Genomic DNA, 17,286 nt, shown 5'->3' with positions numbered 1-17,286 from the left:
CAACGAACCGCCTGTGCGAAAAGCCGGCCGTGTCTTCTAGCGGGTGAGGTCATAGGAATAGTCCGTCACGCCCATCTGGCTCGTCTCGCGATCGAGTTTGTCGAAGATCTTGTCGAGGATCGTCGTCAGCACGCGTAATCCGCCCTGGTAGCCCATGATCGCAAAGCGATGGTGGTGGTGCCGGTCGAAGATCGGAAACGTCAGCCTGATCAGCGGCGTGCCGGTGTCGCGCTCCAGATACTTGCCATAGGAATTGCCGATCAGCAGGTCCACTGGCTCGGTGAAGAGCAGTGACCGCATAGCCCAAAGGTCCTTGCCCGCCCAGACCTGAGCGTCCTTGCCGAAGGGCGAGGATGCAAGCAGTTCCTTCAACTCGGCTTCCCACGCCGAGGTGCCGTTGGTGGCGAGGCAATGTGTCGGCTCGCCGCCCGTTTCCATGACGAAGCGAGCCATGGCGTACACGAAGTCCGGGTCGCCGTAGATCGCGTATTTCTTGCCGTGCAGCCAGGACTGGCTGTCCGCCATGGCATCAATCAGTCGGCCGCGCTCCAGCCGGATTGCCTCGGGGATTTCCTTCCCGGAAAGCGCCGAGATCTTCATCAGGAATTCGTCAGTCGCCTGGACGCCGAGCGGATAATGGAACGAAGCCGTGGCCTGCCCGACTTGCCCGCAGTAGTCGAGGGTTTTTCGGGTGTTGTAGTACTGCAGTGAAACCGTCGCCTCGGCGTCGAGTGCCCCCTTCACCTCTTCGATCTTCGTGCCGCCGTCATACATACGGTATTCCCCGTCCGATGGCGTGTCGAACTGGTCAGACGCGTCCTGGATGAAGGTGTAGGACACACCCATCACATTGAGCAGGCGTTTCAGTTCCCGGTTGTTGCCAACGCAGAAGCCGTCGAAGCCCGGAATGACGTTGATGGTTCCCTTGGCTTCCGTGCGCTCCTGGCCTTTCCAGAAGTGCTCCAGAATGCCCTTCAGCATGCCATCATAGCCGTCGACATGGCTACCGACGAAGGCGGGCGTGTGGGCAAAGGGCACGTCAAAGTCGCGCGGGACCGAATTTTCGTCTTTGGCGTTCTCGATGAAACTGTGCAAGTCGTCGCCTATGACCTCCGCCATACAAGTCGTCGACACTGCGATCATCTTCGGGTCGTAAAGCTGGTAGGTGTTGGCGAGCCCGTCGACCAGGTTCTTCAGGCCGCCGAATACTGCCGCGTCCTCGGTCATCGAGGAGGAAACCGCCGAAGCAGGCTCCTTGAAATGGCGCGAAAGGTGCGAGCGGTAATAGGCTACGCAGCCCTGGCTGCCATGGACGAAGGACATGGTCCGCTCGAAGCCCGCAGCCGCGAATACCGCGCCGAGGGGCTGACAGGCCTTGGCGGGATTTATCACAAGCGCTTCTCGGGCGAGGTTCTTCTCGCGGTATTCCCAGGTCTTGGTGAATTCGCCTTGATCGGTAACGATCTGATCCGGGTGCGGACATTCGAAATTCAGCTTCTTCTCTGCGAGCATCTGCCTGTATTCCGGCTCGCGGAACAGGGGAGCGTGGTCGAGAATCTTTTCGGCCGACTGCGGCATTGGTGTTACCTCTTTTTTATCTGGCCGCGCCATACGGCAGCTCAGGTACGTCGAGACGTTTCGGGCTTCCCGAGGCTCACAAGGCCGCGGGCGTTCATCGTCTCTCTGGGGAGACTAGGCCAGGGACAGCGCGTCTATTCGGCAGCTATCGCCCGCCCACGGGGCGGGCTTTCCAAGGGGCCTGGTAGAGATCCCAGACCGGATTGTTTATGGCAAGATCCACGTCGCGCGCGAAAATGGCAAAGCCGTCATAGCCGTGATAGGGGCCCGAATAGTCCCAGGAGTGCATCTGACGGAACGGGATGCCCATCTTCTGCACCGGGTATTTTTCCTTGATGCCAGAGCCGACGAGGTTGGGGCGAACTCCCTCGATGAACTTCTCCAACTCGTAACCGGTAACGTCGTCATAGATCAGCGTGCCGTTCTTTACGTAGTGGCCCGTGCGCTGATAGTCATCGTTGTGGGCGAACTCGTAGCCGGTGCCGACGATGACCATGCCGAGGTCCTCGTAAGCTGTGATGACGTGGCGAGGGCGCAGGCCGCCGACGTAGAGCATGACGGTATTGCCTTCGAGACGCGGCCGGTACTTGGAGATGACGGCGTCGACAAGCGGTCTGTACTTGGCGATCACCGTCTCGGTTTTCTCCTCGATTTCCGGCCCGAAATGCTTGGCTATGTTGCGCAGAGAGGTCTCGATCTGGGACGGTCCGAAGAAATTGTACTCCATCCAGGCGACGCCATACTTTTCTTCCATATGCCGGCAGATGTAGTTCATCGAGCGGTAGCAGTGGATGAGATTGAGCTTGGCCTTTGGCGCGCGCTCAATCTCGGCCAGTGTTGCGTCGCCCGACCAGTTGCCGACCACGCGCAATCCTATCTCCTCAAGCAAGATGCGCGAGGCCCAGGCGTCCCCGCCAATATTATAGTCGCCGATCACATTGACGTCGTAAGCACCGACCTCGAACTCGACGTCCTTCTTGTCGAAGACCCAGTCGCGGATTGCGTCATTGGCGATGTGGTGGCCGAGTGATTGCGAGACGCCGCGGAAGCCCTCGCAGCGCACCGGCACGATGGTCTTTTCGTACTCCTTGGCCTTCTTGCGAGAAACTGCCTCGGTGTCATCACCAATGAGACCGATCGGGCATTCGGATTGCACGGTGATGCCGTTGTTCAGCGGAAACAGCATCTCGATCTCGTCGATTATCTGTTCCAGTTTCTTGTCACCGCCGAAGACAATGTCTTTCTCCTGGAAATCGGAGGTGAACTGCATTGTCCCGAAAGTGTCGATGCCCGTTGTGCCCACATAGTAATTGCGTCGCTGTGACCAGGAATATTGGCCGCAACCGACGGGGCCATGCGAGATATGGACCATATCCTTGACTGGGCCCCAGACCACGCCCTTTGAGCCGGCATAGGCGCAGCCGCGTATTGTCATCACACCGGGGATGGACTTGATGTTCGATTTGACGTCGCATTCGGAAAGGATCTCACTTTCCCCGCCAGCCTCATCCCCGCTCTTTGCGATGCTGAGGTGTTTTTTGCGGCGCTTCGCCGCTTTGTCGGGATATTGCGATAGCACCTCCTCGATAAGCTTCGCATGGAGAGCACCATCATTCTCGTATTCCAGGCTCATGGGACCCCTTTCAAGGTGTCTGATGACGCCCCACCGATGAGGCGCCCGTTCTTTGCAAGGCGCCCCAACTCGAGAGGCGACCAATATCGGTCGTTACTGGGCGGCCGTCTTGGCCGCTTCCTTGGCCTGAAGCTCGGCAAGCATCTGCTCGTCGGTTTTCATGATGCCGAAGTCGAGTAGCATGTCCTCGAGCTCCTCCATGGTGATCGGCGTCGGGATGGTGCCCTGGCCAGAATTGGCATGGATCTTCTCGGCCAGCGCGCGGTACTCTCCGGCCTGCTTGGAATCCGGCGCATACTGGATAACTGACATCTTCCTGAGCTCGGCGTGCTGGACGATGTTGTCGCGCGGCACGAAGTGGATGAGCTTGGAATTGAGCCTGGAAGCCAGGGCTTCAGCGAGGTCGAGCTCACGGTCGGTTTGACGTTCGTTGCAGATCAGGCCTCCGAGCCGCACGCCCCCCGAATGGGCATATTTCAGGATGCCCTTGGCAATGTTGTTGGCGGCATAGAGCGCCATCATCTCCCCGGACATAACGATGTAGATTTCCTGCGCCTTCCCCTCGCGAATTGGCATCGCGAAACCGCCGCAAACCACGTCGCCGAGCACGTCGTAGGAGACATAGTCGACATCGTCATAGGCGCCGTTCTCTTCGAGGAAGTTGATTGATGTGATGACGCCTCGGCCGGCGCAGCCAACACCCGGCTCCGGGCCGCCGGATTCCACGCATTTGATGCCTCTGTAGCCAATCTTGAGCACGTCCTGCAGCTCGAGATCTTCCACCGAACCTTCCTGTGCCGCCAGATGCAGGACAGTATCCTGAGCCTTCGAGTTCAGGATCAGGCGGGTGGAGTCGGCTTTGGGATCGCAGCCTACGATGAGGATTCTTTGCCCGAGGTCGACCAGGGCGGCGAGCGTGTTTTGGGAGGTGGTGGACTTGCCGATGCCGCCCTTTCCGTAAAAGGCGATCTGACGCAGACCTGACATTATAGATTTCCTTCCTTCGTTCCATCCGTCGCGGCTGGCCGCAATATGAATGCCAATGGGCAGCTTTTGCCGCCTCACACCGAATGGGTCTCAAGACTCGTGCCAAGTAGACTGGCTTATAACCAACAGGGATTTTTTCGTTTATATCCCGCGAGTCAGCCTGAGCTCCCACAAGTGTTTGCTGCCAAACAAGTGATTGTCGGGACAAGTCCTGTAGCGGACCCGACAAAGCCCGACAAAAGGCGTCAGCTTCGAGACCGCTAGGGAGGAAGCTGGGCCTTCGAGCTAGAGCCGACCTTTGGCTGCATACAGGCGGCGGCAAAGCGACCGGCTTGCGCGCCTCCCGCCGCGGGACATCAGACGTGCGTGCTCGGTAGCTGGTTGCGCATGGCTGGTTCGAGACTGGCCCCCGCGAAGTCGGCATGGAACATGCCAGATGCGACGACTGCCGACGATCACATCCTCGTCCGGCTCGGAGAACCGGCACTGATATTGCACGCGGCGCTGTCACAACATGTCGGGCAGCGATGAACATTCCCTTCGTGCGACGCCGCCGGCAACGGCGTGCTCCATGAATGCGGGTCGCTGCAGCGAACCCATGTTGCAGGTGCACCCAAGCTGGCGAGCTTATTCATGACCGAATCCGCGACAGGCTTCATGGAGACTTTTCTGCACGGCCCAGAAAAGCCGGATCAGCGGTCTCGTCCCGCATGGGGCGCGGTCATATCGCTTGCCCTGGGCACCTTCGGGCTGGTGGCGGCAGAGCTTTTGCCTGCCAGCGTGCTGACGCCGCTCGCGCATGGTCTGCATGTCACAGAGGGTGCGGCTGGACAGACGATGACAGCGACGGCGATTGCCGCGGCGATCTCTGCGCCGACGGTCGCCTTCATAACAAAGCGCCTGGACCGCAGGATCGTCCTGTGGGCGATGATGCTGCTTCAGATCCTGTCCAACCTTCTGGCTGAGCTCGCGTGGTCGCTGCCGGTTTTCCTGGCGGCACGCGTCGTGCTCGGCATTGCGCTTGGAGGCTTCTGGTCGATTTCGGCATCGCTGGCGATGCGGCTCGTTCCAAATCACCTCCTGCCGCGCGCCATGTCAATAATCTTCACCGGCGTTTCGGTCGCCATCGTTTGCACGCCTCCGATCGGCGCCTATGTCGGCGACATCTGGGGATGGCGAGCCACCTTCGCGATCGCCGCAGCCGTCAATGCCGTTACACTGCTGGTGCAACTCGTAACCATTCCGACGTTGCCGCCGGTTGAAATGGCTGGATTCCGCGGTCTGCTGAATGTAATCAAGAAGCCAACCATCAAGGTCGCGTTTTTGGTCGTATTGCTGGTCGCTTCTGGGCATTTCGCCAGCTTCACCTATGTCCGGGCTTACCTCGAGAAGATTCCGGCGCTCCATATCGAGACGATCTCGCTGCTGTTGCTCGTTTCTGGCGTATGCGGCTTCTTCGGCAATTTAGCCGGCGCATTCCTGGCGAAACACAGCCTCAAGGCAGTCGCGGCGCTGCCGCCCCTGCTCATGGCGATAGCCGCTGTCTCGTTGCTGATGCCTGGAGCATCGGCGTCCGCCTCGGCAATTGCGGTTGCTGTATGGAGCTTTGGCTTCGGTGCGGTGCCGGTGGGGGTACAGACTTGGATGGTGCTGCGCGCTGTTCCCGAGCAGGCCGAAAGCGCCGGTGTGCTGATGACGTCAACGTTCCAAATTGCCATCGCAGCCGGTGCGATTTTCGGCGGATTGCTAGTGAACAATGCCGGCGTCGCCAGTGTGTTTGCCTACAGCGCAGTAGCCACGTTCCTCGCCGCTCTCACAGCGTTCCTATTCGGCCCGAAAGCCGCAACCTACACCTCCTGACGGGAGAGACCTTCAGCTCAGCCCTCAATGCAATCGCACCAGCCGTGCGGCGCGATCCTGCCCACGACTATCTTGTCGGTTCAGGGCTTCGTCTCGCCTATCGGATAGGCCGCGTGGAGTTCGCTGCTACTGCCTCCGCTTGGGGCCCGACCAGTGCCGGGCGCCTCGCCTCGACGGCTTCACCGTTCGCGGCTACAGGAAGTGCATCAGCGATCGCCCGGGCGGAGTTGGTTACGCAGCCCGGGCGAGCGCGGGTCGCGCTTGGATGGCTGGCAGGTGCCGTTCTTGAGGCGTCGCCTCGTTCTGGTCTCGATTTAAAACCCCGCCATGAAAAACGCCGGGCCGGCCCGTAGTTCGACCGTTGCGCCCGCCACCCTTATCGCGCGCAACAGTCGCTGAGAGGCGGTTCCCGACAGCACGCCTGCACGATCCGAAACTCAAGTCGAACCCGCGATGAGCTGCGCGAATGCCGAAGGCCCAGAAATTCGAGCAGGCCGTGACAGAAAAGCGCGCGCAGAATGCGCGTTGCCCCGCCGGATCCAACTTGCGGAGCGTCAACTCGCTCTCAGCCCGTGCGACTATCTCTCTTCGAGAGCGACTAACCAGTTTCATATCGAAAGACTTCCTCGAAAAGAAGGCAAGCGAATGCCATACGGCACATCGGTGGCCCATCCGCAGGCTCTACCAAGCCAACGACACGGCACGGTCAACCGACAGCGAGGGCTTTGCCACGCACTTGCGCGCATGGCGCCACCTGATCTCAATGCGAGTTCGTCTTCAGCGGCGGAACGGGCGTATTCGCTAGGTTGCCAGCCTCCTATCGTGGAGATCGACAGGGCTTCGCTCAATCCGAAAGTAGGGACTTTCGCGATGCATCAAACACACCGCGCACAATGCGCCAGGATACTCGGACTTCGTATGCTCAAAGCGGCGCGCGGGCCAATGCTTCCAAGGCGGCGGTAGCCACCACCATGGTACCGAGCGGGCGCGATATTTTAGTTGTCAGCTATGTCGGCCCATCGGTCAGTCGCCTTCCTTTGGCGAGCGTCACTGTCGATCCGAAAGTCGGGCCGACGTGATGCTCAGCGGACGTCGCGTCGCTCGATCTGCGATCCAACCCATCAGCGCTTCCATCGGTCCTCGCTGGAAAAAGCGCAGCCAAAGCACCGCGAAAGCGCTTACAACCACGATCAAGCCAAAGAGCGCGGACAGCGAGTGAGGTTCTCCGAGCACATATATTCCCTGAATATGCAGAAGATAGGCCGTCAAAGGCATCGAGCCGACCGCGATTATCGGCGAGACCAGCTTTCGCACGAACGGGAGCGCATCCATAGCAAGCGAGCAAGCCGCCACGATGATCATTGCGCAACCGGCGCTGCCAAAAATCCAAAACGTCGTCTCGCTATGAGGCGAGGCAACCCATAGCCAACTCGCTGTGAGATCGTCCAAGTCCAGCCACCACCAGAAGAGGGGAGTGAGGTCAAGTTCCCGCAAATCGGCCAACTCGGCGCTTACACCAGGCATTAAGTGCAGCGCGAGCGAGGATCCCCCAAAGCCCAACACGGCCAGCGCGACGCCGGCTACACCAAGGCGCAAATGCATTGCGCGCGTGCGAAGGTCAAAGCGCGCAATGGCCATGCCTGCGATCAGCAAAGGAACCCAGGTCAAGGCGGGATAGCTGCCGCTGACCAGGAGGGTGAACAACTCGGGGTCCGAGCTCCCGGAGCCAAACGTTTTGAGAAGGAGGAAACGCACCTGCGGGAGAACCAATGCTGCCACCGCCGCGATCAACCCGAGCCGCTGTGCGCTTAGCCGATATAGCGGCAGGACCAACAGGAAGCAGACTCCGTAGTATGCCAGAATGACGGAGACCGGCGCCTTGACATAGGTCAGGATTTCGCCAAGCGCGAGCAGAATAAGGGCGCGAATTGCAACCTTGGCAATGGCATGTCTACCGGCTAGCGCCGATTTCGGCGGGTTGCGGCCGGTAATCAGGATGAGCGAAAAACCCGTTAATACGGCAAACAGGACGGACGAGCGCCCAAAGGGGAAGTCCATCATACGCCCGACCAGTCCTTCGCCCCTGCCGGGACCCACATGGACGGCATACATGCCGAAGACAGCCAAGCCGCGAGCAAGGTCGATGCCGACCAACCGAGCTGCAGCCCACCCATCTCGTGACCCGCTCTCGAAGATGCGGTGCGGCAGTGCCATGGTGGATTCCTTCGTTAGTTGTATCCATCGCGGGACCCGCGATAGGAGGGCCCGTCGGCTGCTGCCGTGGTCTCGCCCCGAGGGAGCAAAGCTCGTGCCAATCTGGCGGATCGAGCTACAGCCTGCGGCAAACACAGACTTGGGTCGCCGAGCCTGTGGCGCGGACCTGACAAATCCGACACACAAGGTGTCGCGCAGCCGACGTTTTGGACGGATGGCCGGCCCGGGAGATCACTGAACCGGCTGCGAGAGGCGCAGCGACAGCGGATTATCCGACCAGCATGCCGCGCGGGCCCCAATGATCGCGGCCAGCTTCAGCCCGGTGGTGAACCGGCATGCGCATAGCCACCGTGCCAGATCACCTTCAAGATCCGCCCAAACAGAAATGAAGGCCCAAACGATCGGGTTTCAGCGCCTCCTGGACCTGCAGAGCGGCGGACGAAGCGCTTGCGCCTCGGTGCGACCGGTGGCAAGCCCACCCGGCCGGAATTGAGGCCGTCGGCTCACGGGCGGGGGTCCACCTGAGTCGGAATGGACTCGCGCCGAGATGGAAGCGACGTGCTCGATAAGGGACGATCGCTAAGGTGGCCTGGCGGGGGCATGACGGCCCGAAAGAGGCCGCACGTATGCGGCGCCTTCGGCGCCGTGCAAGAGCTCAGCATTGGAAATCAGCGCAAGGCGAACTCTGGCCGCAGAACATTAGCCACAGCAGCCACTCTCATCTTCTTCGGCTCCTTGTCTTTTTAAGGTTTTCTCGCCGAGGCCGACAAGGCGCCTATTGAGACGGCTCGACAATGTTCGGGTGTCGCCGAAGACCATCTCCACATCCTCGCGCGAGACGACATCATTGCTATCCCGTGCCAGGCTCCGTTGAGCCAAACGGCGGACCATTTCCTTGATATAGGCCGCGCTGCTGTTCTCCGAGCGCGCGACGGCGTCCGCCACCGCTCCGTTTTCGAAGACGAGCGCACGACCATAAAGCGCGATCAGCCGCTCGCGGCAGCCGGCGTCGGGAAGCGGGATCTCAATTGCTTCGTCGACGCGGCCTGGGCGCGAGGCGAGCGCGTCCTCAATGTCCTCCGGCCGGTTCGTCGTCAGGAGGAAGAGGATATCTGCATTTGGTTCAAGACCATCCATTTCGTTCAACAGACGGTTGAGCAGACGTTCGGCTTTCGGGCTATATACGTTTTCTCGCGACCGACCCACCAAGTCGACGTCCTCGAGCACGACGATGCTCGGCTGAAGGGTGCGGGCCAACGCGATGTAGAACCCAATCGCCGCTGTCTGCTCAGCCGTAACCAGAACGGTAGTGCGTCCGGGCAGGTTGGCAGAAACATAACGGATGACGTGTGTCTTGCCTGTACCAGGGGGACCATAAAGCAGAATACCCTTTTGCGCGTGTTGGCCGAGGCGCTTCAACCCCTCTCGGTGTCGATCAAGGTCGAAGATGTTGGCATCAAGACGCGCCATAGTTGCTTCCGAAAGCACTACGTCGTTCCGGGGTACGGCAGGAAGGCGATGAACCCGCATCGCTCCCGGCATCCCGGAGTTGCGTGCATCGTATTCAAAAGAGAGAACCTTGTTGCGGTAGTATCGCGAGCTTTCGCCTGCCGCCTGGATTTTGCAAAGAAATCCACGCGAGAAGGCACAGGCCTGCTCGCCAGGCAGATAAGCGATTTCCACTTGAACTGTTCGGCCGCCCCAGCGGTCAAAAAACTGCGACATGAGGACCGCGACAGGCTCTTCGCCGATAAGGAATAACCACAGGCCATTGTGCAGTGACGCGTAGGGCACGTCTTCGCCGATATCGGTGTCCTGATATTGCAAGGGTGTCAGCGCAACGACGGTTCCACCCTCGCGAATGACCATGTCCGATAGCTTCATGGCATCGAACTCGTGCCGCTGGTGGACGCCGACGAGTTTGGGAGATAAGGGCGCAATCTGCTCTTCAATGACAGTTTGAACGTCCGGCAGCAAATGGGCAGCAAACTTTCGGCGCGAGCTAGCGAGACCTGTCAAATCATCGGTTTTGAAATGCCGATTGAGTGCCAGCCAGGCAAAGCGATCGATATCGGTCATAGCAGATCCTTTTTGCGAGTCGAGTTGAGCGGAAGAAAAATGCGCTTCTGCATCAAGGGTCGTTAGGGGCAGCCGAGGCTCTCCTCGAATTCGCGGACGTCCCACCGACAAGATCATTAAAGCAATTTGCGTGCCCGTCGGCGCTCCGTTGCGTTCTGCCGCTTCGCGCTAAACAGCGGCGCTTCTTGCCGACCGTTCGGTCGGCCTTGCGACAATTCTAGTTCCGTTTCCGACACAGAGGTTTCGATCGACGCGCCCGGCGAAGCCAGTTGGAACGCCAAGCATACCATGATCGGGGCCGAGCCGAATTCGATCCTCATCGATTGGGGATCATGGCGATCGCCGTAGAGCGGCCGCATGAATTGCTGCCACAGGCGTGCGTTCGCGTCAGTCCTGCCTCTGCGAACACCGCTAGGGCGCACACTGTGCCACCTCGCTGCGGTGGGGCCCGCGGCTGCGCCCTGGCATGGCTTGCGCTGTGTGGTCCGTCGTTTGCCGCGGCGAAAGCGTAAATATCCGCGCTACAACACGCGACGGCTATGGCGCGCATCCGGCCTGGCGAAAGACGTCGTCCGAAAGGGAAACGTTGGTGCAGAAGCAGCTTCATTGCAAATGGCATGCCTCTTGCTGCTCGTGCTCAGAGCCCTTTGAACACGATGAAAGCGGATACCGAACCATGGCTGGCACGCGAAGCTCTAAACGATCGACAAAGGCGGCGGTGGTTGTCCTCGCTGAGCACTTGGCATCGCCCGGTTTGGAGATCCGAACATCTGGAGCCGGGCCCTTTCCCATACACCCGAACGGGAAAGGATCGGGAGCCGCGTGGGCATTGTCTCGCGCCCGGCAGCACCCCAGCGCGGTATGCGCCAGCCTCAGTAAAATTCAGTGCGCCAGTTTCTTCAAAAGGAGCAAGTTGATGACCGGTCAAAAGAAGGTCCCATTCGTCACATTTCTCACGCGTGTTCGCGATGATTCAATCCAGGGGCCAAATCCATACCGCTGGGAAGAAAAAACATCCGACGACTACTTTGCCGGCAAGCGCGTCATCCTGTTCTCCCTGCCTGGCGCTTTCACCCCGACCTGCTCGACCTACCAACTGCCCAATTTCGAAGATCTCTACGAGGATTTCAAGAAAGAAGGAGTTGACGCGATCTACTGCCTCTCGGTCAACGATGCCTTTGTCATGAATGCATGGGGAAAGTCCTTGGGGCTGCAGAAGGTCGAGCTGATCCCGGACGGGTCTGGCGAGTTCACGCGCAAAATGGGCATGCTGGTTGCCAAGGACAATCTGGGCTTCGGTATGCGCTCGTGGCGCTACGCGGCTCTGCTCAATAATGGCGTGGTGGAGCAGTGGTTTGAGGAGGAAGGTTTCTCCCACAACTGCGAGACCGACCCCTATGGCGTCTCATCCCCGCAGAACGTCCTTCAATCATTGAAGAACGCTGCGTGACCTGTGCACATCGACCATGCGCAACTGCGTTTTGGACGACACTGTGCGCAAAGCGCAAAGCTCTGGAGCGCGCGTCCCGTGAGGTCGTTCAAACGTGACGCGGCTTAGAAGCGTCGACCTGTGAGAGATCCAATTAGCCACGGCCAAGAGCTTCTTTGACAGGATACCGAACTGACCATGAAATCGTCCTTCAGCCTACTTCAGAAACAGTCTCTTGCGGCATCGCCTCAACTTATCGAGTCGATTCGCCTGCTGCAACTGACGCATGCCGAACTGCATCAGTTCGTGGACCAGGAGCTCGAGAAAAATCCGCTTCTGGAGCATGCGCCAAACGAAGAAGGGCTGTCTGGCGAGGTTGAAGGACCGACCTGGGCAGGGTCGCCGGACCTGCCCAGGCAAGGGAAATCCCAGTCGAACGCAACAAACGCCACGCCGGGCGAACGTCCTGCCTACGAGGAGTTTGTCGCCCTAGCCGAAACGTTGCACGACCATGTCGCTCGTCAGATCTCCCTCACCGCCTTCACACCGCACGAGCGGGTGATAGCTCATCAACTCGCCGGTCATCTGGATGACACTGGCTATCTTCGGGTGAGTCCTTCGGATCTGGCTGAGACCCTGAAGGTCGAGCCGGCTCAAGTGGAACGGGTGCTAGGCCTCTTGCAGCGCCTCGATCCTCCGGGAATCTTCGCACGATCGCTCAGCGAATGTCTCGAGATACAGTTACGCGAGAAAAACCGCTTCGACCCGGCGATGGCGGTTTTGGTTGCCAACCTTGATCTGCTTGCGCGACGCGATTTTCAGACATTGAAGCAGCGCTGCGGCGTCGATGAAGAAGATCTTCTCGACATGTTGCAGGAAATCCGCGCGCTTGACCCCAAGCCTGGAAACACATTCCAGTCTGGAACGCCGGAGTGCGTCATACCGGACGTATGGGTCCTGCGCTCGCCCGGAGGTGGATGGCAGATCGAACTTGATCCAAACACGCTGCCCAAGGTGCTGATCAACCAAAGCTATGTAGCGGAGGTTTCCTGCCGAGCCGCCAAAAAATCGAAAGACATGACATTTCTCAATGAATGCTTGCAAAACGCGAACTGGTTGATCCGCAGCCTCGATCAGCGCGCCAAGACGATCCTTAAGGTTGCCACCGAAATCGTGCGCCAGCAGGATGCCTTTCTGGAATATGGCGTCGCCCACCTACGGCCCCTCAATCTCAGGACGGTCGCTGACGCGATCAACATGCATGAGTCGACTGTAAGCCGGGTGACCTCGAACAAGTACATGGTTACCCCACGCGGGGTGTTCGAACTCAAGTATTTCTTCACTGTCGCGATCGCCTCCTGTGAAGGCGGTGATGCGCACTCCGCTGAAGCTGTCCGCCATCGGATCAAAGCGATGGTCGCCGAAGAATCGCTTGACAACATGCTTTCTGACGATGACATCGCCGACCGACTCAAGGAATGCGGCATAGATCTCGCTCGCCGCACGGTCACCAAATATCGCGAGGCGATGAACATCCCCTCCTCCATACAGCGGCGCCGGGAAAAGCGCTTGTGGCGGGACGGCGATCAAGGCCTCAAGGCCTCGTGACCAAAAGCGGCCCCTAAATCAAATGTGACGCGTTCTTCACATTCGCCCTCCTCCGGGCCGAAGCAACCGTCGAAATCACTACATTCCCGGCAATTGGGCGCAGTGCATAGCGAAAACCCTTCGGCCTCACAGAGTTTGCGGTAAAAGTACTTCTTCCATTTCATGTTTTGGGTATTGCCGGCTGCAAGCATCGGAAAATGCGTGGCAAGCAGGCGGTTGAGCTCGGCCCGATTGAGAAGACCAAGATCCTGCCAAAGATGGTCATCGTGCATGGCACGCCGGGCGACGATCTTAGCGAAGCGCGCGCTCGCCGGGTCGCTCGGCCGGGCATGCGCCAGCAGCAGGCCGCGCAGAAGTTCTTCCTCCATGCCCGGCTCAGGATCGCTGACGTCTTCCAATGCTAAGGCCGCCATAGCGGTTGGGGACAAACCCCGGGGCAGGACCTCGCGCAGATCGGCAACGGAAAGCCCTGTTGACTCCGTCGCTGTCGCTTCGCCAGCCTCGACCTCCTTGAGCGCACACGAGAGAACGCAGGTAAGGACATGCTCGTCGAACCCCCTCTCCGGCTCGATGGTGGGGCATTGGCCGGCGCCGACACATGCGTCTTTATGGGCGGACATGGTCCCGTTCTCCTGGTTTGCTCTCGTGATGCAGCGGCCTCGCCGCGAGCACATGTGTCTGACTAGGGCACGCGCCGGCGCAGGCTCGACCCCATACAGCCCAATACAGCGGGCCGCGGGTCGACCGCCATGACCACGCCTTGAGCTCGCCTTCGAAGTCACCGCGCTACCGTCGCAAGCGCGAGGACTTCACCCTGGGTTAGACTCGGTGAAGGGACCGCGCTCGAGCAGCCCCCTTCAGCAGCGGCATTACCCCGTGCAAGCAAAGCCTCGGCAGGTGAGATATTCGGGCAGCCCGTCAGGAGCCGTCCAGGGTGCCGAAAGCGCTAGTCATCAGAGGCATCTATAGCGTCCGGTCATGAGCGGCCGATGGACGTTCGTTTATGCCATCTGAACGGCCAAGAAGCCGCAAGAAGTACAACCCGTTGCGAACTCAACCCGCGCATGACCCAGCGCGTTGTTGATGGCGGGAATGGTCTGATCGAACCACAATTCGGTCTGGCAGCATTGTCCCTGGTCGAATTCTTCCAACTGGCTCTGTAACACGATCTGACCCGGTTCAGGATCGATGAGCGGCTCTGCCAAGCTTCAGCAAATCGATGCACACCGGCGTCCCTGGTGCGATCGTGGTGGCAGAGCAGAGCGCTGTCACAGTCACGCCGTCGCGGGGTCCCTGCCGGCCGCATCTTTACTTTGCAGGGTGTCGCTGTGGCGTTGCAAAGTATTCATAGTCCGTCGTCCCACTGATGCGGTTCCGAAGCTGTGAAGGCATTGTCGTGAGAAGCAGTGCGAGGCTTCCCGAGCGCATAGACCGGATCGTCCGGATACGGTGTTCCGATCGGCTGTCGCGTGCCGAAGCGTTCTGCCTCCAGCACCGACGATGGGATCTGCTCTTCGAGCCAGTCATACACGACGGTGCGTTCGGCAATCCGCCACTCCCCTTCCCTCTTTTGAAACAGATCGCAGTAGCGCCCACATAGAAGCTTCTGGCGTACTTCTCCGTCTTTGTCGGGTCCGCGTTGCAGCGCGGTGAAATAGCTCTCGACCGTGGCCTCTGCCGCGTTGATGAATTCGATCAGGATGTTCGTGATCTGATGGATGTTGCGCGGTCCGGCCTTGAAGACATCGAGCGCAAACCGAATGAAGCCCTCCGCCGAGCCGCGAAACGCCCCGTGGCTGTCATGTGCGTCGGGCCAGTACGCACTGCGTAGCGCCGCCTCATCGGCGCGGTCTGTCCCGCGGCAATACCGATAGAGGCAGTCGCGGATCGCCTCGCGGTCGAGCAGTTCGACAATTTTTGCTTGGCCCGTCTGGTCTGTCGCAAATTCGGCGGTTCTGACGTGTTCCGGGACCTCTGTCTTCGGTTTGAGGGTGGCCTCCGAAACGATTCGCGCAGCGGGTGGATCGTCGATTTCCAGCGCAAGTTCGGGGCAGGATCGCACCCCATCCGACGCAAGCACTTGCTCCCCGTCCGCAACCTCGATGTCACCGGGGAGGATGTAACCCGCCTCATCCAGCTTGAAGACTGCCGGCGCTCGCGCCGCGCATTGCGCATGACCCTGACATCTGGCTTGGTGAACGATGATGCGCAAGGCGACCTCCAACGTCTGTGCCCCGGCTTCAGGCCGGGCTAGGTTTAGCCCCACTCCAGGATCAGATTTTCAATCCCGAACAGTTGGCCGCCATGGGTGATGGGTGCTGTTCCCTCCTTGATCCGAAAGGGCGGCAGGCGCGCCAGCCACTCCTCCAGGCCAATGACAATTTCCCGCCGGGCGAGATGTGAGCCAAGGCAACGGTGGGGACCATAGCCAAAGGAGGCGTGGCGGATGCCTTCTCGGGTCAGGTCGACCGTGTTGGGAGATTCGAATTCCACCGGGTCACGATTTGCAATCATGGTGGCGCAGGAAACAAAGTCCCCCTTGCGGATCGGCGCGCCTTCGAAGTCGATATCTTTCCGTGCCACGCGGATCAAATGGACGGTCGGAAAGGCGCGCAGCAGTTCTTCGGCTGCGCGCACGATCCGGTCCGGTTCTTTTCGGAGCAATTCCTGATCTTCCAGGTTTCGCGCGAGGTAGGCCAAGTCAAAGCCTATGGCTGTAGCGACCGTGTCGAGCCCGGCCACCAAAACGAGCACGCCAATGCCACGGACCTCCTGGTCTGTCAGCCCGCGGCCCTCGACCTGCGCCTGCACAATGAAGCTCATGAAATCGTCGACGGGCTTTTTGCGGCGCATCGCCGCCAGCTCGTCTATGAACGCTACAATCGTCCGAGCCGCCGCCGGCCGTCTCACATCATCGCCGTGGAGCAGATCTCTCGCCCAGGCAACAAACGTCTCAAGGCGGTGCTCCGGCAGTCCGATAAAGCGAAGGAAGATGCTGACTCCGAAAGGGTAGGCGAAATCTTTCATCGCGTCGCAGCTTGTGCCCGAAGAGGCGATCCTCGTGATAAGCGTTATCGCTCGCTCGCGGATGGCGGGCTCCAGTTCCGTTACACGCTTCGGCGAAAAGAGCGGATTGAGCAATGAGCGAAAGACTGCATGGGAAGGGGGATCGAGTTCGAGCGGGATCGTCGGCCAGTCTTCGCCCAGCGCGGATGCGAAGACGTTGCGATGACTGGAAAAGTTTTCGGTCTCCTGCAGCACCCGGCGCTGATCTGCGGCGCGAGTGATGACCCAAGCACCCTGCCCCGTACGCGTGTTCCAGGGCGAATAAAAGATTCGCGGTCCGGCATGCACGCAAGCGACTGCTGCGTGCGGGTCGCCGTTGGGCGCCGGAGCCATGCCTGGCGACGAAAAGAGGCTGAAGTCGCCCACCATTTCCGGCGGGACATGATCTGGAACCGGGTTGGTCGCCATTTGGTTCTCCTGCGTTCAGGCGTTTACGCGCTCGGCTGAGATCGCAAGGCTGTTCGTCACCGCTGGGCTCCGCGACGCACCGCCGACACGTCTCCGATGACAAAATCGAGCAAGTTGCGTGCCGAGTAAGCGCACCATTGGCGCTGCTCATATCTCCGTTGTAGCGGCCCTTCTGAGGCTACCCTTGGTAGGGATTTCGACATTCATGACCGTTCCAGACACGACAAGGTTTGCGGAAGAAAGCTAACGAGGAGCCGAGTGAAAGAGGCTGAGTATCGAACGAGGTCACCTGCAAGAGAGGGTGTAGCTCGGCGGTAGCGAAGCCGCTCGCGAGCGCGCCCTCCACAAGCGCTGTAGATGCTATGGGCGGCGGCGAGCGTGTGGCACCCTCGACGCTGTTGAGCAGCTACCTAAGGAGCGCCCC

The 17,286-nt window shown here is 59.8% G+C and carries 12 protein-coding genes and 1 pseudogene; 4 read left to right on the top strand and 9 right to left on the bottom strand.

All coding sequences use genetic code 11. The features are described from left to right. Positions 1-36: 36 nt before the first annotated feature. The 3 genes from nifK to nifH form a co-directional block, all read right to left on the bottom strand. The gene (gene nifK, locus AC0L3O_RS27445; RefSeq protein WP_473617153.1) at positions 37-1,578 is read right to left on the bottom strand and encodes a nitrogenase molybdenum-iron protein subunit beta; all 1,542 of its coding nucleotides are present in this window, start codon (positions 1,576-1,578) and stop codon (positions 37-39) included. 145 nt (positions 1,579-1,723) lie between these two features. Continuing rightward, positions 1,724-3,211 (bottom strand): nitrogenase molybdenum-iron protein alpha chain, encoded by a 1,488-nt coding sequence (nifD, locus tag AC0L3O_RS27440; RefSeq protein ID WP_473617151.1) that lies wholly within the window; start codon positions 3,209-3,211, stop codon positions 1,724-1,726. A gap of 93 nt (positions 3,212-3,304) precedes the next feature. After that, positions 3,305-4,198 carry a nitrogenase iron protein gene (gene nifH, locus AC0L3O_RS27435; RefSeq protein WP_404926324.1) on the bottom strand — a complete coding sequence of 298 codons (894 nt, stop codon included), beginning with the start codon at positions 4,196-4,198 and terminating at the stop codon, positions 3,305-3,307. Positions 4,199-4,831: 633 nt separating this feature from the next. On the opposite strand from nifH, the gene AC0L3O_RS27430 reads away from it, so the two are divergent. Then, entirely contained in the window at positions 4,832-6,058 is a 1,227-nt protein-coding gene (locus AC0L3O_RS27430) for an MFS transporter (RefSeq protein WP_473547887.1), read from the top strand. A 1,047-nt stretch (positions 6,059-7,105) separates the two neighbouring features. On the opposite strand, the gene AC0L3O_RS27425 is transcribed toward AC0L3O_RS27430, so the two are convergent. Beyond that, positions 7,106-8,272 carry a DUF418 domain-containing protein gene (locus AC0L3O_RS27425; protein WP_473617150.1) on the bottom strand — a complete coding sequence of 389 codons (1,167 nt, stop codon included), beginning with the start codon at positions 8,270-8,272 and terminating at the stop codon, positions 7,106-7,108. Positions 8,273-8,971: 699 nt separating this feature from the next. Further along, positions 8,972-10,351 carry an AAA family ATPase gene (locus AC0L3O_RS27420; RefSeq protein ID WP_473535564.1) on the bottom strand — a complete coding sequence of 460 codons (1,380 nt, stop codon included), beginning with the start codon at positions 10,349-10,351 and terminating at the stop codon, positions 8,972-8,974. A gap of 916 nt (positions 10,352-11,267) precedes the next feature. Between AC0L3O_RS27420 and AC0L3O_RS27415 the strand changes: the two genes are divergently transcribed. Next, positions 11,268-11,801 (top strand): redoxin family protein, encoded by a 534-nt coding sequence (locus AC0L3O_RS27415; RefSeq protein WP_473617149.1) that lies wholly within the window; start codon positions 11,268-11,270, stop codon positions 11,799-11,801. A gap of 177 nt (positions 11,802-11,978) precedes the next feature. Next, entirely contained in the window at positions 11,979-13,388 is a 1,410-nt protein-coding gene (gene rpoN, locus AC0L3O_RS27410) for an RNA polymerase factor sigma-54 (RefSeq protein WP_473617147.1), read from the top strand. Here rpoN and AC0L3O_RS27405 read toward each other — a convergent pair. Next, on the bottom strand, positions 13,367-14,008 hold the full coding sequence (locus AC0L3O_RS27405; protein WP_473617146.1) for a nitrogen fixation protein NifQ: 642 nt from the start codon (positions 14,006-14,008) through the stop codon (positions 13,367-13,369). The two genes, rpoN and AC0L3O_RS27405, sit on opposite strands and share 22 nt — an antisense overlap. A 369-nt stretch (positions 14,009-14,377) precedes the next feature. On the opposite strand from AC0L3O_RS27405, the gene AC0L3O_RS27400 reads away from it, so the two are divergent. Then, positions 14,378-14,551: a hypothetical protein gene (locus AC0L3O_RS27400; RefSeq protein WP_473617145.1), complete on the top strand. Its 174-nt coding sequence runs from the start codon at positions 14,378-14,380 to the stop codon at positions 14,549-14,551. 182 nt (positions 14,552-14,733) lie between these two features. On the opposite strand, the gene AC0L3O_RS27395 is transcribed toward AC0L3O_RS27400, so the two are convergent. From AC0L3O_RS27395 to AC0L3O_RS27385, 3 genes and pseudogenes are all read right to left on the bottom strand, one after another. Continuing rightward, positions 14,734-15,303: a nuclear transport factor 2 family protein gene (locus tag AC0L3O_RS27395; protein ID WP_473617225.1), complete on the bottom strand. Its 570-nt coding sequence runs from the start codon at positions 15,301-15,303 to the stop codon at positions 14,734-14,736. A 174-nt stretch (positions 15,304-15,477) separates the two neighbouring features. Next, a pseudogene (locus AC0L3O_RS27390) lies at positions 15,478-15,654 on the bottom strand (ferredoxin); the annotation flags it as partial. After that, positions 15,645-16,862, bottom strand: coding sequence for a cytochrome P450 (locus AC0L3O_RS27385; protein ID WP_473617144.1), 1,218 nt, complete (start codon positions 16,860-16,862; stop codon positions 15,645-15,647). The gene AC0L3O_RS27385 and the pseudogene AC0L3O_RS27390, both read right to left, overlap by 10 nt. Positions 16,863-17,286: the final 424 nt, after the last annotated feature.

It is taken from the genome of Mesorhizobium sp. WSM4810 (assembly GCF_055811235.1).
Note: the sequence above shows the minus strand (reverse complement) of the source record. Positions and strands in the feature narration are given on the sequence as shown.